At 73.8% G+C, this 17,601-nt stretch carries 15 protein-coding genes; 6 read left to right on the top strand and 9 right to left on the bottom strand.

The annotated features are described in order from the left end of the window. Nucleotides 1-178: 178 nt before the first annotated feature. Together ACFZCY_RS15705 and ACFZCY_RS15700 are read right to left on the bottom strand one after the other, a co-directional pair. A complete protein-coding gene (locus tag ACFZCY_RS15705; protein ID WP_391172942.1) occupies nt 179-1,279 on the bottom strand; it encodes a hypothetical protein in 1,101 nt (366 codons plus the stop codon). A 52-nt stretch (nt 1,280-1,331) separates the two neighbouring features. Continuing rightward, nucleotides 1,332-3,131 carry a helix-turn-helix domain-containing protein gene (locus ACFZCY_RS15700; protein WP_391172939.1) on the bottom strand — a complete coding sequence of 600 codons (1,800 nt, stop codon included), beginning with the start codon at nt 3,129-3,131 and terminating at the stop codon, nt 1,332-1,334. A gap of 128 nt (nt 3,132-3,259) precedes the next feature. Here ACFZCY_RS15700 and ACFZCY_RS15695 point away from each other — a divergent pair, with 128 nt between their 5' ends. From ACFZCY_RS15695 to ACFZCY_RS15685, 3 genes are all read left to right on the top strand, one after another. After that, the gene (locus ACFZCY_RS15695) at nt 3,260-5,032 is read left to right on the top strand and encodes an FAD-dependent monooxygenase (protein WP_391172936.1); all 1,773 of its coding nucleotides are present in this window, start codon (nt 3,260-3,262) and stop codon (nt 5,030-5,032) included. A 42-nt stretch (nt 5,033-5,074) separates the two neighbouring features. Next, nucleotides 5,075-5,947, top strand: coding sequence for a dioxygenase (locus ACFZCY_RS15690; RefSeq protein WP_391172932.1), 873 nt, complete (start codon nt 5,075-5,077; stop codon nt 5,945-5,947). A 112-nt stretch (nt 5,948-6,059) separates the two neighbouring features. Then, entirely contained in the window at nt 6,060-6,983 is a 924-nt protein-coding gene (locus ACFZCY_RS15685) for a YceI family protein (RefSeq protein WP_391172929.1), read from the top strand. A gap of 93 nt (nt 6,984-7,076) precedes the next feature. Here the strand turns inward: ACFZCY_RS15685 and sigJ (ACFZCY_RS15680) are convergent, their stop codons facing one another. Beyond that, the gene (gene sigJ, locus ACFZCY_RS15680) at nt 7,077-8,021 is read right to left on the bottom strand and encodes an RNA polymerase sigma factor SigJ (protein WP_391172926.1); all 945 of its coding nucleotides are present in this window, start codon (nt 8,019-8,021) and stop codon (nt 7,077-7,079) included. 157 nt (nt 8,022-8,178) lie between these two features. Between sigJ (ACFZCY_RS15680) and ACFZCY_RS15675 the strand changes: the two genes are divergently transcribed. Continuing rightward, on the top strand, nt 8,179-8,595 hold the full coding sequence (locus ACFZCY_RS15675) for a hypothetical protein (protein WP_391172923.1): 417 nt from the start codon (nt 8,179-8,181) through the stop codon (nt 8,593-8,595). Between the two features lie 73 nt (nt 8,596-8,668). After that, complete coding sequence (locus tag ACFZCY_RS15670; protein ID WP_391172920.1) at nt 8,669-9,157, top strand: glutathione peroxidase; 489 nt, start codon at nt 8,669-8,671, stop codon at nt 9,155-9,157. 88 nt (nt 9,158-9,245) lie between these two features. Here the strand turns inward: ACFZCY_RS15670 and ACFZCY_RS15665 are convergent, their stop codons facing one another. Next, on the bottom strand, nt 9,246-11,036 hold the full coding sequence (locus ACFZCY_RS15665; RefSeq protein ID WP_391172917.1) for a glycoside hydrolase family 9 protein: 1,791 nt from the start codon (nt 11,034-11,036) through the stop codon (nt 9,246-9,248). A gap of 33 nt (nt 11,037-11,069) precedes the next feature. Beyond that, nucleotides 11,070-12,107, bottom strand: coding sequence for a cellulase family glycosylhydrolase (locus tag ACFZCY_RS15660; RefSeq protein WP_391172914.1), 1,038 nt, complete (start codon nt 12,105-12,107; stop codon nt 11,070-11,072). 242 nt (nt 12,108-12,349) lie between these two features. Between ACFZCY_RS15660 and sigJ (ACFZCY_RS15655) the strand changes: the two genes are divergently transcribed. Further along, a complete protein-coding gene (gene sigJ, locus ACFZCY_RS15655) occupies nt 12,350-13,240 on the top strand; it encodes an RNA polymerase sigma factor SigJ (protein WP_391173667.1) in 891 nt (296 codons plus the stop codon). 84 nt (nt 13,241-13,324) lie between these two features. Here sigJ (ACFZCY_RS15655) and ACFZCY_RS15650 read toward each other — a convergent pair whose 3' ends face one another. The 4 genes from ACFZCY_RS15650 to ACFZCY_RS15635 all read right to left on the bottom strand — a co-directional run bounded on the left by ACFZCY_RS15650 (nt 13,325) and on the right by ACFZCY_RS15635 (nt 17,579). After that, nucleotides 13,325-14,320 (bottom strand): aldo/keto reductase, encoded by a 996-nt coding sequence (locus tag ACFZCY_RS15650; RefSeq protein ID WP_391172911.1) that lies wholly within the window; start codon nt 14,318-14,320, stop codon nt 13,325-13,327. Between the two features lie 87 nt (nt 14,321-14,407). Then, the gene (locus ACFZCY_RS15645) at nt 14,408-15,325 is read right to left on the bottom strand and encodes an aldolase/citrate lyase family protein (protein ID WP_391172907.1); all 918 of its coding nucleotides are present in this window, start codon (nt 15,323-15,325) and stop codon (nt 14,408-14,410) included. Beyond that, entirely contained in the window at nt 15,315-16,526 is a 1,212-nt protein-coding gene (locus ACFZCY_RS15640) for a CoA transferase (RefSeq protein ID WP_391172904.1), read from the bottom strand. The genes ACFZCY_RS15645 and ACFZCY_RS15640 overlap by 11 nt, the downstream gene beginning before the upstream one ends. Before the next feature lie 114 nt (nt 16,527-16,640). Beyond that, nucleotides 16,641-17,579, bottom strand: a complete 939-nt coding sequence (locus ACFZCY_RS15635; RefSeq protein ID WP_391172901.1) for a LysR substrate-binding domain-containing protein — start codon at nt 17,577-17,579, stop codon at nt 16,641-16,643. Between the last annotated feature and the right edge of the window lie 22 nt (nt 17,580-17,601).

Genomic DNA, 17,601 nt, shown 5'->3' with positions numbered 1-17,601 from the left:
GAGGCCGCCTTCCCGCGTGGCCGCCATGCCGTGCCTCCCCCGTACCCGCATCACCGGTCCCCGCCGCCGATGATCCCGCCGGAGACCCTGCCACAGGCAAGCGCCGCCCGCGCGGACTCCGGACAACTTGTATGCCCCGCACGCCCCCCGCGACACCCTTCCCGCCCCCCGGGAGACCTCAGGCCAGGCCCAATTCCTCGACGCGGCGGCCGAGTTCGGCCGCCGCCGGGGCGTCGGGGGCCAGGACGTCCACCACGGACACCAGCTCGCCCAGGGCCCGGTGCGCCTCGCAGGTACGCAGCAGGGCCAGGGCCTCGGCGCGGCTCGCCGACTGCCGGGCTACCGCGGTGCCGACGGTGGGCAGCTCGTCGAGCAGCTGCTGCCAGCCGGTGGGGGAGGACAGACCGGGTACCTCCAGCAACAGGTCCGCGAGACCGCCGAGTTCCTGGATGGTGAGCTTGGCCCGGCGCCGGGCGGGCGCGCCGGGCGCCGCCTCCGCGCCGGGGAGCCGCCCGATCAGTTCGAAGGCGAAGGCGGCCGCGTGCCGGGAGGCGACCGGCTGCCAGTGCTCGTCGTGCGCCACGCCCTTGTCGCCCAGCAGATCGGAGACGCCCCGGATCACCAGCGCGTCGAGGTGCTGGTTGACGTACGCGCCCGCGAGGAAGCCGAAGCCCTCCATGTCGACCGCGATCGCGTCCCCGGCGACGGCCGCGAGCCGGAGGCCGACATCGGAGCGCTCGTGCCCCACCACCCGGCCGCCGGCCGCGATCGGCTTGACGTGGGCGCGCGGGCGCGGCGCGCCGCCGCCGGGCAGGATCCGCCGCTGCCAGTCGTCGGCCGCGGCGACGCTCCGGGCCAGCTGCACCAGTCCGTAGGCGGGCTGATGGGTCTTCTGCCGGGGCAGAAACCCGGACTCGGTGTCCTTGCCGGTCTCGTAGTCGTACACCGCGTCGGCGGCCACCACATCGCCGAGCGCGACATCCTTGACGCCGCCCGCCACGCCGACGAACAGCACGGCCCGCGGCGCGAAGAGCGCCGCCGCCCGCTCGACCAGCGCCGCCGCGCCCGGGTTCCCCGGACCCGTCATATGGATCGCCACCCGCCGCCCGCCGGGCCGGGCCGCGGAGCGGTGGACGCCCGTCTCGAACAGGGAGCCGCGCTCCGCCCGGACCGGACGCGGATCGTCCAGATGCGCCCGTACGGCCCGGTACTCGATCTCCAGCGCGGTCAGGACGACGACGTCCGCCCGCCCCGTTCCCCCGGTGTCGCCAGCCCCCACGGTTCCCCCTCGAACGACATGAACACGACCGTGCTGAAAACCCTACTGGCCGTCAGCTCCCCGGCTGGAGCTGATCCACGCCCAGGGCGCGCAGCTTGCGGTACAGGGTGGCCCGGCCGATGCCCAGGGACTCGGCCGCGCGTGCCTTGTTGCCGCCGTGGCGGCGCAGCGCCTCCAGGATCGCGGTGCGCTCGGCCCGCTCCATCCCGCTGAGCCGCCGTGCGGCGGGCGGCACCCGCAGGCCCGGCGGCAGCTCCGCGCGCCGCACCGGGCCGGTGGCGCGGCGGTGCTCGGCCACCTCCCGTACCACCTGGGACAGTTCGGCGACGTTGCCCGGCCAGTCGTGCTGTTCCAGGGCCCGGCGCGCGTCCAGGCTCCACGACAGCGGCGGGCGGCCGGGGGAGGGGCGCCCGGCGAGCCCCGGCAGCAGTACGGGGATGTCCTCGACGCGCTCACGCAGCGGCGGCAGGGCGACGGAACGGGCCGTGAGCAGGTCCAGCAGCCGCCGCAGACACGGGCCGACCATGGTCCCTGGGGTGTGCGTCGCCGTCAGCGGCACCTCGGGCCGCCGCGCCAGCAGCGAGAGCAGCGCGGCCACATCGGGCTGGTCCAGCCGCTCGGCGTGCAGCAGGAGCAGCGGGGGCGCGCCGTCACCCTCCGCCAGGGCGTGGCACCAGCGCGGTACGGCACCGGGCGCGCCCTCGGCGGCGTCCACCACCAGGGGCGCGGTGGCGCCGCGCCAGGCGAACAGGGCGCGGGCGAGCGAGGACTTGCCGACGCCCGCCTCCCCGGTCAGCAGCAGCGGCTCCGCGCTCACGGCCAGCCCGGTCGCCCGCGCGACGGCCACCCGCCACGGCCCCGACGTACCGGCCAGCCCCGGCAGCCGCTCCCGGCCGACGCCGTCCTGCCCCGCCGTACGATCCGTCCGCGCCGGACCGGCCGCCGGACCAGGGCGGGCCACCGCCACCGCGCCGATGACCTGGCCGTCGCCCTCGCGTACGACCGGCGTCATACGGACGACGAGCCCGGCCCCGTCCGGCACCGGGAACTCCCGCGGCCGCCGCCCGTCCGCCGCCCCCGCGTCCAGCAGCAGCGCCGTGGCCCGGCGCTCCAGCCGGGCCAGCGTCTCGTCCGACAGCAGCCGCGCCGCCCCGGGGCTGACGATGCGGCTGCCGCCGTCGAGCGCCACCACCGCGCGCCCCTCCGGTGCCTCCCGCAGATACGCGTCCAGCAGCAGCCGCTCCGGGGGCCGGGCCCGGCCCAGCAGCTCCGACTCGACCGCGAACGCGGTGGCCTCGGCGAGCGCCGCGCCCGGATGGGGCGCGCGGTCCTCGCGCAAGGGGGCCAGCGCCGTGACGGTCCCGGCCGGGCGGTCCGCCCCCGGCTCGTACACCGGAACGCTGACCGCCGACAGCCCCTGCCACAGGTCCAGGACGTGCTCCGGCCCGTGCACCTCCGCCCGTCGCCCGAGGCGTAGCGCGAGCACCGCGCTGTTGTGCCCCACCGCCCGCTCGGACAGATCGCGACCTGCCGCCGGTGCGGGACCGCCGCCCGACCACAGCACCCGGCAGCGGGAGTCGGCGAGTACCAGCGCCGTGTCGCCGCCGGCCAGGGCGGGCAGGACACGGTCGAGCACCGGACACGCGGTGGCCAGCAGCGGGGAGTGTGCGGGTACGGGGGCCGGTGGCGGCGTCAGATCCCGCCGTACGCCCAGGAACCGGGCCCGCCGCCACGCCTCGGCCAGCTCGTCGGGGATGTCCTCGCCCGGCGGCCGCCCGGCGAGGAACCGCTCCCGGGCCCGTCGTACCAGGGCGAGAGCCGGGGCGGCCGGGGTGTCGTCGATGCTCGTCACAGGGACCTCACCGTATACGGGCCGGGTGTCTCGTATTGAGACACCTCCGGCGTCCCCTCCTGGACCAAGATCATCAAAACTGGCCGGGATCGGCGAAGGACCGGCCACCAGGAGAGGAGCCTCACCCAGTGGACACCGTCGAGACCGACGTACTGGTCGTCGGCAGCGGCCCGGCCGGAGCCGCGACGGCGCTCGCCCTGAGCACCTACGGCGTGCCCAACATGATGGTCACCCGGTACGGCCGCCTCGCGGACACGCCCCGCGCGCACATCACCAACCAGCGCACCATGGAGGTGCTGCGCGACCTCGGCGTCGAGGAGCGGGTGCGGGACCGGGCCACCCCGCAGCACCTCATGGGGAACACCGTCTTCTGCACCAGCCTCGCGGGCGAGGAGCTGGGGCGGCTGCGCTCCTGGGGCAACGACCCGCGGGTCCAGGCCGAACACGAACTGGCCGGCCCCAGCCCCATGTGCGACATGCCGCAGCACCTCATGGAACCCGTCCTGGTGGACGCCGCCGTCGCCCGGGGCACCGCGCTGCGCTTCGACACCGAATACCTCGCACACGAGCAGGACGACGAGGGCGTGACCGCGACCGTACGGGACCGGCTGCGCGGCGACACCTACCGCGTCCGGTCCCGCTACCTGGTCGGCGCGGACGGCGGGCGCAGCCGCGTCGCCGAGAACGCCGGGCTGCCCACCGTCGGGCGGATGGGCGTCGCGGGCAGCCTCAACATCGTCTTCGAGGCGGACCTGACCGCCCTCACCGCCCACCGCCCCTCCACGCTCTACTGGGTGCTCGCCCCCGGCGCCACCGTCGGCGGTATCGGCGCCGGGCTGGTGCGCTGCGTACGCCCCTGGACCGAGTGGATGGTGGTGTGGGGGTACGACCTGGAGGCCGGTCCGCCGGACCTCACCGAGGAGTTCGCGCTGTCGGTGGTGCGCCGCCTGCTCGGCGACGACGAGATCCCGGTCCGTATCACCTCGACCTCGGCCTGGACCGTCAACCACCTGTACGCGGAAGACTACGCCGACCGGCGGGTGCTGTGCGCGGGCGACGCCGTCCACCGCCATCCGCCGTCCAACGGCCTGGGCTCCAACACCTCCATCCAGGACGCGTACAACCTCGCCTGGAAGCTCCGCCACGTCCTCGACGGCACCGCCGCTCCTGCCCTCCTGGACAGCTACTCCGCCGAGCGGGCCCCGGTCGGACGGCAGATCGTCGAACGCGCCAACAAGAGCATCGGCGAGACCGCGCCGGTCTTCGAGGCGCTGAACGTGCTGTCCACCGCCGACCCCGAGCAGATGTGGCGCAACGTCGCCGCCCGCAAGGACGCCACCGCCGAGGCGGAGAAGCAGCGGCAGCGGCTGCGGGAGGCCATCGCCGCCAAGGTGTACGAGTTCAACGCGCACGGTGTGGAGATGAACCAGCGGTACGCCTCGGCCGCCGTCGTCCCCGACGGCACCCCCGACCCCGGCTTCGTCCGCGACCCGGAGCTGTACCACCAGCCCTCCACCCGGCCCGGCGCCAAGCTGCCGCACGCCTGGGTCACCCGCGGCCGTGACCGGTTCTCCACCCTGGACCTCGGCGGCCACGGCCGGTTCACCCTCTTCACCGGCATCGGCGGGGACGGCTGGCGGCAGGCGGCCGAGGCCGCGGGCCGCGCACTGGGCATCGAGGTCGCCACCGTCGTCATCGGGCCCGGTCAGGAGTACGAGGACCCGTACGGTGACTGGGCCGCACTGCGCGAAATCGGCGACGGCGGCGCCCTGCTGGCCCGCCCCGACAACTACATCGGCTTCCGCCACGCCACGGCCTCGCCGGACGCGGCGGGCTTGCTGACCGGTGCGCTGAGGCAGATCCTCGGACATGCGCGCCCCGCACACCAGGAGGCCCACTGACGGTACGCGGCACACCCGGCGTACGAAGCGAAGGGGAGAGGCATGGCCACCGACTTCACCGAGGACACCGCGACCGAAGCCGTCATCGACAGCTTCGCCGCCACCCCCGACCCACGGCTGCACACTCTCCTCACCTCCCTGGCCCGACATCTGCACAACTTCGTGCGCGAGACCGAACCCACCCCCGAGGAGTGGGAGGCGGCGATCGGCTTCCTCACCGAGACCGGTCGTCACTGCACCGACACCCGGCAGGAATTCATCCTGCTCTCCGATGTCCTCGGGATCTCCACGCTGGTCGAGACGATCAACGGGCGCGGGGCGGAGGGGGCCACCGAACCCACCATTCTCGGCCCCTTCCACCTGACCGGATCGCCGCGCCGTGACCTCGGTGACACCATCGATCTCGTGGGCACCGGCGAGCCCTGCGTCGTCACCGGCCGGGTGACCGGCACCGACGGCACCCCGCTGCCCGGGGCCGTTCTCGACGTCTGGCAGGCCAGCGACCAGGGCTTCTACGATGTGCAGCAGCCCGGCGTCCAGCCGGAGGGCAACGGGCGCGGGCTGTTCACCGCCGACGCCGAGGGCCGCTTCTGGTTCCGCACCTGCGTACCGAGTCCGTACCCCATCCCCACCGACGGGCCGGTCGGCGCCCTGCTGCGCGCCACCGGCCGGCATCCGTACCGGCCCGCGCACATCCACGTCATCGCCGAGGCCGCCGGGCACGCCACTCTGACCACCCATGTCTTCGTGGCGGGCAGTCCGTATGTGGAGTCGGACGCGGTGTTCGCCGTCAAACGGAGCCTGGTGCAGGACTTCACCCTGGTCGACGACCCCGCCCTCGCCACCCGCTACGGTGTCAGCACCCCCTTTCGTCGCGCCGACTTCGACCTCGTACTGTCGCGTGCCGCCTCATGAGCGGTGTGTACGAGGCCGAGGCCGTCGGCCGATACAACCGCCCCTGATGGGTGACGTCCCCCAGCGCCCCTCATCATGGGGAGCCCCCGTTACCGAGAGAAACCTTAGAGAGATGACTGCAACACCCCTCGCACTGCTCCGGCGCATGCGAACCAAGCGCCCGAACCGTGGATCGGGTCTCCGCCTCCCCATGCCCGTCGGTGCCGGTGCCTTCAGCTGCGAGGTCCTGGACCCCGTCGGCCAGCCGCTGGGCGGTGTCGAGGTCACCATCACCGCGACCCGCGGCGCGGGCAAGCAGGCGATCAAGGCCACCACCGACCCGCACGGGCTGTTCGTCGCCACGCTGGAGCCGGGCGAGTACTCGGTGCTGCTCACCGGCAGCGGCCTGGAGCCCCATCGCCTCACCACCGAGGTCAGGCCGGGCGTATGCGCCGACCCCGAGCGCATCCCGATGCAGCCCTCGCAGCAGCTCGAACTCCCGCCGCCCGGCACCTGGCTGTTCGACCCCCCGCACACCGCCATCCGCTTCATCGCCCGCCATGTCGGCATGGCCAACGTGCACGGCCGCTTCACCCGCTTCCGCGGCGGCATCCATGTCGCCGAGCGCATCGAGGACTCCCGCATCGAGGTCCTCATCGACGCCTCCAGCATCTCCACCGGCAACAACACCCGGGACAACCACCTGCGCTCGGCCGACTTCCTCGACGTCGAGAACTACCCGGACATCCACTTCGTCAGCAACCGCTTCACCTGGCGCAGCGGTGCGAAGTGGAACATCCAGGGCCCCCTGACGATGCACGGCGTCAGCCGCTCCGTCACCCTCGACACCACCTACCTCGGCGCGGTCAACGGCGGATACGACCAGGAACTGCGCTGCGCGGCCCGCGCCACCGCCGAACTCCACCGCGAGGATTACACCCTCAACTGGCGGAACATGCTCGCCCGCGGCATCGCGGTCGTCGGACCGACGGTCAAGCTGGAACTCGACATCCAGGCGATGTACCGCAACCACGAAACCCCGACCCCGCCGGAGTAGACCCTCGGCGGCTTCGACGGGGCGCGCCACATTGGCGCGCCCCGTCGCCGTATCGCGCGCTGAGCCTTCTCCCGGCCGAGGGGGCGCGCGGGGTCAGCCCTGGCCGTGCTCGGTCCACGGACGGAGTTTCTCCGGGTTGCGCACCGCCCAGATGTGGGTGATGCGGCCGCCGTCGAGGCTGAACGCCGCCACGGTCACGGTGACGCCGGAGTGCTGGGCGACCAGTCCGGGCCGGCCGTTGACCGTCCGCTCCAGGAGCGTCAGCCCAGAGGCCTTGCCGGCGATGTGGGCCAGGTACTGGGCGATGCGCTCGCTGCCCTCGATCGGGCGAAGGGCGGTGCTGGCCAGTCCGCCACCGTCGGCGATCATCGTGGCGTCGGGGTCGAGGAGGCCGACGAGGGCTCCGATGTCCCCGGCCTCCCACGCCTCCTTGAAATGCCGCACCAGACCGGCCTGCCCGGCCGTCGGCGCCGCCGGACCCCGCGCGGCGCGGATACGCCGCCGGGCCGAGGACGCCAGCTGCCGGCAGGCCGCCGGCGTACGGCCGACGATCTCGGCGACCTCGGCGAACGGGTAGCGGAAGACGTCGTGAAGGATGAACGCCACGCGTTCGGCCGGGGTCATCGACTCGAGTACGACGAGGAAGGCCATGTTCACCGACTCGTCCAGGGCGACCCGCTCGGCGGGGTCGGCCCTGCCGCCACCCGCCGACCCACTGATCCACTCCGCACGGTCGGGCAGCGGCTCGGGTATCCATTCGCCGACGTAGCGCTCGCGCCGGACCCGGGCCGAGCCCAGCAGGTCCAGGCAGATACGGCCGGCCACCGTCGTCAGCCAGGCGCCGGGCGACTCGATGGCCTCCCGCTGCCGCCGCGACATCGCGTACCAGCGGGCGTAGGTCTCCTGCACGGCGTCCTCGGCCTCGGTCAGCGAACCGAGCAGCCGGTAGGCGATATTGATCAGCCGGCGCCGCTCGCCGACGATCGCGCCCAGGTCCGGCTCGGACCGGTCATGCCCTGGCTCGGGTGGGGTGTCCATGGCCGCGACCGCTCCCTGATTCCACTCGTCCGCTTCCGCCTCGCCGCTTCGGTCCGCCTCCGCTCCCGGCGCTTCGCCTCACATTTCGCGGGCCCGCGTCGTCGGACTACCGGGACATTACCGATCAACGCCGCGAGGCGGAGAAGGGAATCGCGCCATGGCCACCGGACAGACGACGGCAGAACAGCGCAGCCTCACGTTCCTGCGGGTTGCGATCGCCCTGCAGACCCTGGCCATCTTCTTCCAGGCGGTCACCGCCGGACTGCTGCTGTCCTCGTCCCACGGCGAGGTGCTGCACAGCGCCGGAGCGCGCGTGATGTACGGCGCGTCGATGCTGTACGTGCTCGCCGCGATCCTGGCGTGGCGGCCGGGCGGCGGGTCGCCACGCCCCATCCTGTACGCGTCCGGCTTTCTCGTGCTCGCTTCGGCGCAGGTGGTGCTGGGCATCGCACACGTGCCCTCGCTCCATGTCCCCCTGGGCGTGCTGATGTTCGGCCTGAGCGTACTGGCGCTGGGCCAGGCGCTGTCCGCCCGGTTGCCGGAGCGCTCCGGCGGGGCGGGCAGGCGCGCGTAGTCCCCAGGAAACGTGACGGCGCCCGCAGGGCATAGATTGGGCGCACCGGCTGACGACGAAGGTGGTATCCGCGATGAGTCTGTACGACATTCCCCTGCGCACCCTGTCCGGCGAGCCGACCACGCTCGGCGCGCATCAGGGTGCCGCGGTGCTGGTGGTCAACGTGGCGTCCAAGTGCGGGCTGACGCCGCAGTACGAGGGGCTGGAGCGGTTGCAGCAGCGGTACGCCGGGCGCGGCTTCACCGTGCTGGGGGTCCCGTGCAACCAGTTCGCGGGGCAGGAGCCGGGGACGGCGGAGGAGATCGAGACGTTCTGCTCGACCACGTACGGTGTCTCCTTCCCGCTGCTGGAGAAGACGGACGTCAACGGTGAGCAGCGGCATCCGCTCTACGCCGAGCTGACCCGGACGCCGGACGCGGCGGGGGAGGCCGGGGACGTGCAGTGGAACTTCGAGAAGTTCCTGGTCTCGCCGCAGGGCGAGGTGGTCGGCCGGTTCCGGCCGCGGACCGAGCCGGAGGCGGCGGAGGTCGTCGAGGCGATCGAGGCCCAGCTGCCGCGCTGACGTCGGAGAGGCCACCGGCCGGCGCCCGCTGCGACGCTCGCGCGTCGCAGAGGGCGCCGGCCGGCGGCTCACCCATGACGCCGAGCGCTCAGCGTTCGGCGGCGAATGCGGCCAGCCAGGCGAGGGGGGCGTTCCAGTTGATGGCCACCTCGTTGGTGGAGTACGAGCCGATGTCGTCGATGTAGCACTTCGCGGGCGCGCACCCCGCCAGCTTCTCCTGGGCCACCGGGTCCTGCAGTGCCGCGTTCGGGCCGCCCGCGAAGGAGCCCGCGGGCGGGTGCGGGAGGGAGGCGTCGTACTGGTGGGCCCAGAACCGGTGGTGCTGGTTGGCGGAGGCGTGGTCGCCGTAGCCGGTGACGTAGGACTGGCCGAGGGCGTTGCGGCCGAGGAGGTAGTCCAGGGCCTCCAGGGCGCCGGTGCGGTAGCGGGGTTGCTTGGTGAGTTCGTAGGCGATGGCGATGACGCTCGCGTTGTTGGCCACCTGGCTGTTGGAGCCCCAGACGTAGCCGTCGGTGGGCAGGGGGACGGCGTATCCCTGGCGGCTCATGGTGGCCAGGTAGCCGTCGGCGGCGGTGACCACGGAGGCGCGGACGCGGGCGAGGTCGGTGGCGGGCAGGTTGTTCGGGACGGTGGCCAGGGTGATGCGGCCGAGGGCGGCGGTGTCGGGCCAGGCGAACCCGCCCGCGGTGAACACGTCGCCGGCGGTGTGGAAGGGCGAGGAGGTCACCGCGTCCCGGTACCGGCTCTCCTTGGTGGTGGCGTACAGCTCGGCGGCCGCCCAGTAGAACTCGTCGCCGACCCGGGTGTCCCCGTAGGCGCCGCCGCCGGTGCTGTCGGAGTCCGGTGCGAGCAGGTCGGGGTGGGCCTGGGCGGCGGTCCAGGCGCGGCGCGCCGAGGCGAGGCAGCGGGCGGCGAAGACCGCGTCGTAGGGGGCGTAGACGCGTGCGCACTGCGCCGCGGCGGCCGCCAGGTTGAGGGTGGCGGCGGTGGACGGCGGGTGGAGTTCGCGCGGCTGGGAGTCCTGTTCGGGGCGGGTCGGCAGCCCGGTCCAGGCCGCGTCATGCACCTTGTGGAAGGCCATGCCCGCGAGGGGTTTCCCGTCCGGGACCTGCATCCGCATCAGGAACTCCAGCTCCCAGCGCGCCTCGTCGAGGACGTCGGGCACCTTGTTGCCCCGCTCCGGCACGCGCAGGGTGGAGTCGCCGAGCGCCGCGGCGTGCCCGGCCCGCTTGGCGCGCTCGAAGGAGTTCACCAGCTGCCAGGTCGCGATGCCTCCGTTGACCACGTATTTGCCCTGGTCACCGGCGTCGTACCAGCCGCCGCGGACATCTCGCGCGTAGTCGCACACCCCGGGCTGGCAGGGCACGCTGGTGTCGCCCGTGTTGGGCGCGACACCCAGGTGCCCGGCCGGGCGCGCGTACGCCGCGCCGGCGAGCCGGGCCTCGATGGGGGTGCCGCTGCGCTGCTGGTAGAAGAAGGACATCGCGTCCGCGCGCAGCCCGTCGTACAGGCCCGCGCGGATGTCGAACGGATCGCTGGTCCGCCCGTCCACGGTGAGGGTGTAGCCGGTGCCGGTTCCCCGGTACGAGGAGAAGTCCACCAGCTGGGTGGAGTCGCCGGAGGCGGCGTCGGCGCCGCCCGCGGTGGTGGTGCCGGAGGCGGCCGTCGTGCCGGACGCGTCGCGCAGTTGCCAGGGCAGGGCGGTGGTGCTCGCGCTGACGACGGTGGCGCGCTTGGGGCCGTCCGGCAGATAGCCGAGCTGGTTGACGTGGACGGCCGAGGGCGCGGCCACGGCCGCCTGGGTGGTGGGCGCGGCGGCGAACAGCAGCGCTCCGGCCAGCAGGGCGGCGGCCGAGCGTGGGAGAGGGGACTTGGGCATGGTGGAGGGCCTTCCTGTGGGGAAGTTGGTGGTCTAGGAGTGGTAGACCGTGGCTTCTCTGGACGTCGAGCCGATGCCGTTCGCACCCTTGAAGATCCGCTGTCCCCAGCCGGTGAGCGCCGCGGCGTTGAATCCGGTGGCCATGTCGAGGTATTCGACACCGCCGCTGTTGCCGCTCCAGGACCAGCCCAGATAGCCGACGCCAAGCGCTTGGGCGTTCGCCATGATGGCGTCCTCATCGGGGTTGCCGTCGGAGTGGTTGTGGCCGAACTCGCCGACGACGAGCGGCAGTTGGGCGTTGGCGAAGCGGGTGAGGTAGTCCTTGACCTCGGCGGCGGTGTCGAAGACTCCGTACATGTGGACGGAGAACACGGTGTTGCGGTCCGGGTCGGCGGCCAGGACCGAAGCCGCGTTGTCGCGCATGGTGAAGCCCCAGTCCTGGCCCCAGTTGGGGGCGTCGGCCATCAGGGCGTGATGGATTCCGGCGGTGCGCAGTTTCCGGATGGCGGCCTTGGTGTCGGCGGTCCACGCGGTGGCGCCTGTGTTGCCGTACGGCTCGTTGCCGAGGTTGACCACGACGTAGCTCTCCTGGCCCGCGAGGGCGGCGCGCACGCTGATCCAGTAGTCGGCGGCGCGGGAGAGGGTGATGGCGCCGCCCTGCTCGCCGTAGCCGGTGGTGTCATGGGCTTCGAGCACGCAGATGAGCCGGTCGCGTTTGCACTGCGCGACGACGTTCGCCACATCGGCGGTGTCGTTCTTGGCCCAGCGGTCCCCGGTGGACAGCACCACCCGCACGGTGTTGGCGCCCAGCGCCTTGATGTCCGAGAGGGCCTGGGGGGTCCGGGAGGCGTACCAGGTGTGGGCGTGGTTGACGCCGCGCATGACGAAGGGGCTGCCGTTGCCTTCGACCAGCTTGCCGCCCGCGACATGCAATCCGCCCGCGACGGGTAATCCCGCGGCGGCGCGGGCGGGTGGCGCGAGGGAGGGCAGGGACAGCAGCAGGGCGGCGAGGGCGGCGAACACGACGGCCACGACGCGGGGGGTGGCACCGCCGGGGGCGGTCGTACGCATGGGCGACTCCTGGTGGGGGAGCGGTCGGGCCCGGGCGATTGCCCCGAGCATGACAACGATGTCTGAGAAGCCGTGAACGGATTGGGAGCGCTCCCAAGTTATGTAGCCAGGGCGCCGCGGCGCGTCAAGGGCTGAGGGACCGAACGGGCGTACCGGCCCACGGCTCCGTCTGCCCGTCCTGTCACATCCGCCGCGGCCCGTACGTCAGTGTTCTGATGACATCCGACGACGAGAGAGGGCCGATGGGCGGAAACGCGTTCCTGGCGGAGAGCTTCGAGGCACACCGCGGCCATCTGAGGGCGGTGGCCTACCGCATGCTGGGCTCGCTCAGCGAGGCCGACGACGCCGTTCAGGAGGCCTGGCTGCGGCTCAGCCGCTCCGACACCAGCGAGGTGGCGAACCTGGGCGGATGGCTGACGACGGTCGTCGGCCGGGTGTGCCTCGACATGCTGCGCTCGCGCACCGCACGGCGCGAAGAACCCCTCGGGGCGCATGTGCCGGACCCGGTCCTCAGCGGTACGGGCGGGGTCGACCCGGAGGACCAGGCGCTGCTCGCCGACTCGGTCGGCCTCGCCCTGCTGGTCGTCCTCGACGCCCTGGCTCCCGCCGAGCGGCTGGCATTCGTCCTGCACGACCTGTTCGGCGTGCCGTTCGACGAGATCGCGGCCATCGTCGACCGCACCCCGGCCGCGGCCCGTCAGCTCGCCAGCCGCGCCCGCCGCCGGGTCCGGGGCGCGGCGCCCCTGCCCGACCCGGACCTGGCCCGGCAGCGCGCAGTGGTCGACGCCTTCCTCGCCGCCGCGCGCGAGGGCGACTTCGACGGGCTCATCGCCGTGCTCGACCCGGACGTCGTGCTGCGCACCGACTTCGGCGCCGCCGCCCCCGTCGCGTTCCGCGAGGTGCGCGGCGCGGAGGGCGTGGCCAACCAGGCGCTCACCTTCGCCCGCGTCGGCGGCGAGGATTCCCGCCCACGGCCCGTGCTGGTCAACGGGGCCGTCGGGGTGGTCGGGACGCGCGCGGGCAGGCCGGCCTCGGTGCTGGGCTTCACGGTCACGGACGGGAAGATCGCCGCGATCGACATCCTCGCCGATCCGGAGCGGCTGGCCCGGCTCGACCTGACCGTCCTGGACTGAGGGCGCCGGGGCGCCCCCGCCCGACCGGCCGGGGCACCCTCGAGCGGCGGCCGGGGGCGCGACTCAGGCCGCCGCTGACCGCCGCTACCGCCCCAGGATCCGGTCGACGTCGGCCATCTGCCCGGCGGTGAGCGGTCCCTTCGCGATCGCGCCCGCGTTCTCCTCGGCCTGGGCGACCGTGCGGAAGCCAGGGATGGGGATCGTCCGCGGGTCGCGGGCCCAGATCCAGGCGAGGGCGCCCTGCGCGAGGGTACGGCCGTCGCTGGTGAGGATGGACCGCAGGGCGTCGACCCGCCGGAGCCAGGCCGGGTCGGCCCCGGCGTTCGCGGTGAACCCCGGCAGCCAGGCGGGCGGCGCGTTGCGGATGTCCCCGCTCTCCAGGGCGCGTCCGGCGGTGTGCTTGCCGGTGAGCAGGCCCATGGCGAGCGGGCTGCGGTTGATGCTGGCGAGGCCGGACTCCGCGCAGAGGGCGAGGAGCCCGGGCGCGTCCTGGAGGACGTTCAGGCGGTGCTGGACGGCCGCGCAGTGCGGGCCCTCGGCGAAGACGGCGGCCCGGGCGGGGTCGTCGGTGCTCCAGGCGTACGCGCGGATCAGTCCCTCGCGTACGAACTCCTCACACGTCTCGCGCAGCCGGGCGGCGCGTTCCGGGCCGGCGTCGGAGATGTGGAGCTGGTACAGGTCGATGTGGTCGGTGTCCAGGCGCCGCAGGGAGGCGGTCAGGGCCCGGCGCGCGTGCTCGGGGGAGTCGTCCTGTCCGAGGCGGGTCCGGGTCCGCTCGTCGAAGACGTTGCCCCACTTCGTGGCGATGACGACATCGGCGCGGTGCTTGCCGAGGGCGCGGCCGAGTACGCGTTCGCTGTGGCCGGTGCCGTACGCGTCGGCGGTGTCGAAGAAGGTGACGCCGAGGTCGAGGGCGCGCCGGATCGCGCGCACGGACTCGTCGTCATCGACCCTGCCCCAGCCCAGTGGCTGCCCGTCGGTGGACTGCCACTCACCGCCGATCGCCCAGCAGCCGAAGCCGAGGGCGCTCACCTCGATGCCGCCGCGGCCCAGTGTTCTGTTGTGCGCCATGGTCTCCATGGCTGTGGACTGTAGGAGTTGGAGCGCGCTCCAAGGCAAGCCCCGGGCGTGGAGCGCGCTCCAGGGCAAGCCCCGCGCGGACGGGAGTCAGCCGTGCAGGGCGAGCGTGTGGCGGGCCGTGGCCGCCATCGCCTCGTCCACCATCCGCCCCTCGAACCGCACGGCCCCGGCCCCGCGCGCCTGGGCCTCCTCCACCGCCGCGATCAGCCGGGCGCAGCGGGCCAGCTCGTCGGGGCCGGGGGAGAACGCCTCGTTGACGACCGGCACATGGGAGGGGTGGATCACCGCCATCCCCTCGTATCCCAGGGCGCGGTTCTGCTCGGCGAAGCGGCGCAGCCCGTCGAGGTCCGCGATGTCGGTCCACAGCCCGGTCACCGGGTGGGGGCGGTCCGCGGCGCGCGCGTCGAGCAGTACCCGGGCGCGCAGTTCGCGTGTCTCCTCGCCCTCCGGGCTCCAGCGGTAGCCCACGGCGCGCTCCACGTCCCCGCCGGGGCCGGTGAGCGCGCCCAGGTGGGCGACGCGGTCGGCGGCGCGGCCGATGGCGTAGGCCTCGCGCAGTCCGCGCGCCGTCTCCAGCAGGGGGACGAGCGCGAAGTGGCCCTCGGGCAGGCCGTGGTGGTGCTCGCACCACGCCAGCATCCGGTCGGCGGCCGTCACGTCGTCGGCGTGGGCGACCTTGGGCAGCACGATGCCGTAGAGGCCGGGGCGGGCCACGGCGCGCAGTTCGTCGGCGGCCTGCCAGCCCGCCGCGCGGTCGAGGGAGTTGACGCGGACGAACAGCCGCATCCGGCCGGTGGCGGCTTGCGCCGCCGCCTCGTCGATGGCGCGGGTCACCGCGTCGAGCGCCGCCGCTTTGCCGTCGTCGGGGACCGCGTCCTCCAGGTCGAGGATCGCGGCGTCGGCGCCCGCCGCCCGGGCCTTGGGCAGCCAGTCGGTTCTGCTGCCCGGGACGAACAGCAGGGAGCGCAGGGGGACCCGGGCGGGGGCACACGGTTCAGATGACACCGTCGTCCTCCAGTTTCGCCAGCCGCTTGTCGTCGATGCCGAGCCACTGCCCGTAGACCACGGCGTTGTCCTCGCCGAGCGCCGGGCCGGTGCGCCACACGGCGCCGGGGGCCTGGCGGAAGTGCGGGATGACCGCCTGCATCCGGACCGGGCCGAGGTCGGGGTCGTCGACGGTGATGATGTCCTCGCGCTCGGCGTAGACGGGGTCGGCCGCGATGTCGGCGGCGGTGAAGACGCGGGAGGCCACCACCTCGGCGCGTTCGAACTCCGCCAGGCATTCGGCCGAGGGACGCCCGGCGATCCATTCGCGCAGCGCCGTGTCCAGCCGGTCGCGGCCCGCGTGCTGCTGCTCGACGGTGGCGAACTCGGCGTCCGGCAGGCCGAGCAGACGGACCACGTTGCGCACCGAGCGGGTGGTGGCGGAGGTGACGGTGAGCCAGTCGCCGTCCGCGCTGCGGTAGGTGTTGATGACGGCGGCGGGCGCGACCGCGAGCTGGTTGCCCGCCCGCTCGGGGGCCGTGCCGAGCTGGTCGTACGCGATGATCTGCCACTCCACGAGGCGGTAGAGGGGTTCGAAGAGGGCCAGGTCGATCCACTCGCCGTCGAAGTCCGGGTCGGTGTTACGGCGGTGCAGCGCGGCGAGCACCGCGAACGCCCCCATCAGACCGGTGACGGCGTCGCCGTGCGAGAAGCCGGTGTGCACGGGCGGGCCGTCGGGGAAGCCGGTGAGGTGGACGACCCCGCTGCGGGCCTCGCCCATCTTGCCGAAGCCGGGGGCGTCCGCGCGGGAGGAGGTGGCGCCGAAGCCGGAGATCTGGAGCAGGATGGCCCGCGGGTTGAGCGCGTGGACGGCCTCCCAGTCCAGCCCCCAGGCCCGCAGCCGCCCGGCGCGCAGCGTCACGATCACCACATCGGCCCAGGCGACCAGTTCCCGGGCGACTTCCCGGCCCGTCTCGTGGTGCAGATCGAGCGTCACGGAGCGCTTGTTGCGGCCCGCGACCTTGAACCAGAGCGGGACCCCGTCCCGGCGCGGCCCCATGGCCCGGGCGGCGTCCCCGTCGCCCGGCGGCTCGACGTGTACGACGTCGGCCCCCTGGTCGGCGAGCATGCCCCCGGCGAGCGGGCCCGCCACGACATGGGCGAACTCCACCACCTTGAGTCCCGCGAGCTGTCCCTGCCGTGTGCTGGTGTGGTCCTCCATGCGGTTCAGGCTGCGGGCTGGGGGATATGCGGGTCCAGCATTGAACGGGCATCAATTCATGCGGATGTCGCAATAACGAACAGGATGCCCAGCCAGGGACCAGCCGGCCGGGGATCAGTCCGCCTCCTCCCACACCACCCCGTCCGGGAGCCCCTGGCCTGCCGCCCGGCACGCCTCCAGCTCCTCCAGGAAGCGCCCCGCTCCCGGCGGGAGCGCCCGGTGCGCCGGGAGGACCACGTACAGGCGGCGCTCCAGCACCGGGGTGACCAGCGGGCGGCGGACCACGGGGCCCGGCGGGATCAGGGGGTGGACCAGGGCGGGGAGGGCGGAGACGCCGAGACCCGCCGCCACCAGACCGCCCACCGTGGCCACGCTCGACGCCTCGGCAGCCGGGGCCGCGTCCCGGCCCGCCCGGGCGAAGGCGGCGTCCGTCATGCGGCGGACGCTGGAGTCCGTACCGACCGCGAGGAACGGTTCGCGGCCGAGCTGGTCCCAGGTGACCTCCTCCCGCTCGGCGAGCGGATGGTGTTCGGGGAGCACCGCGTGGAAGCGGTCGCGCACCAGGGGCCGCAGCCGGATGCCGCCGGTCGCCTGGTGGCGGGGGACCGTGCTCACGGCGAAGTCGGCGTCGCCGTCCACGACCCGCTGGAGCACCGAGCGTTCCAGGCCGTCCAGGAGCCGTACGGTCATCTCGGGGCGCCGGGCGCGGAAGGCGGAGATGACCGGGGGCAGGAGGACGGCCGCCACCGAGGGGAGGGCGGCCAGTGACACCGCGCCGCGCTCGCCCGCCACATAGCGGCCCAGCTGGGCGAGGCCCGCCCGGTGCGCGGCGAGGATCTGGTCGGCGATCCGCAGCGCCTCCGCCCCGGCCGGGGTGAGTTCGACGTTGCGGGTGTCGCGTTCCAGCAGCCGCATGCCGAGGGTGCGTTCCAGATCGGCGACCGCACGGCTCAGGGAGGACTGGGACACATGCAGTTCGGCGGCGGCCGCGGTGAAGCTCACCGCGCGGGCGACCGCGGTGTACGCCGTGAGCTGGCGCAGGGTGACGTCCATGGTCGGCGAGCGTATGCGCGAC

The sequence above is a fragment of the Streptomyces sp. NPDC007983 genome (assembly GCF_042958345.1).
Classification (GTDB): Bacteria; Actinomycetota; Actinomycetes; order Streptomycetales; family Streptomycetaceae; genus Streptomyces.
This window is presented reverse-complemented; position numbering and strand designations above follow the sequence as displayed.

Excerpts from the sequence above, each read along its gene's own strand:
- sigJ (WP_391172926.1), bottom strand. The coding sequence starts at position 8,021 with ATGGACACCCCACCCGAGCCAGGGCATGACCGGTCCGAGCCGGACCTG.
- ACFZCY_RS15670 (WP_391172920.1), top strand. The coding sequence starts at position 8,669 with ATGAGTCTGTACGACATTCCCCTGCGCACCCTGTCCGGCGAGCCGACC.
- ACFZCY_RS15690 (WP_391172932.1), top strand. The coding sequence starts at position 5,075 with ATGGCCACCGACTTCACCGAGGACACCGCGACCGAAGCCGTCATCGAC.
- ACFZCY_RS15675 (WP_391172923.1), top strand. The coding sequence starts at position 8,179 with ATGGCCACCGGACAGACGACGGCAGAACAGCGCAGCCTCACGTTCCTG.
- ACFZCY_RS15685 (WP_391172929.1), top strand. The coding sequence starts at position 6,060 with ATGACTGCAACACCCCTCGCACTGCTCCGGCGCATGCGAACCAAGCGC.
- sigJ (WP_391173667.1), top strand. The coding sequence starts at position 12,350 with ATGGGCGGAAACGCGTTCCTGGCGGAGAGCTTCGAGGCACACCGCGGC.
- ACFZCY_RS15660 (WP_391172914.1), bottom strand. The coding sequence starts at position 12,107 with ATGCGTACGACCGCCCCCGGCGGTGCCACCCCCCGCGTCGTGGCCGTC.
- ACFZCY_RS15665 (WP_391172917.1), bottom strand. The coding sequence starts at position 11,036 with ATGCCCAAGTCCCCTCTCCCACGCTCGGCCGCCGCCCTGCTGGCCGGA.
- ACFZCY_RS15635 (WP_391172901.1), bottom strand. The coding sequence starts at position 17,579 with ATGGACGTCACCCTGCGCCAGCTCACGGCGTACACCGCGGTCGCCCGC.
- ACFZCY_RS15640 (WP_391172904.1), bottom strand. The coding sequence starts at position 16,526 with ATGGAGGACCACACCAGCACACGGCAGGGACAGCTCGCGGGACTCAAG.
- ACFZCY_RS15650 (WP_391172911.1), bottom strand. The coding sequence starts at position 14,320 with ATGGAGACCATGGCGCACAACAGAACACTGGGCCGCGGCGGCATCGAG.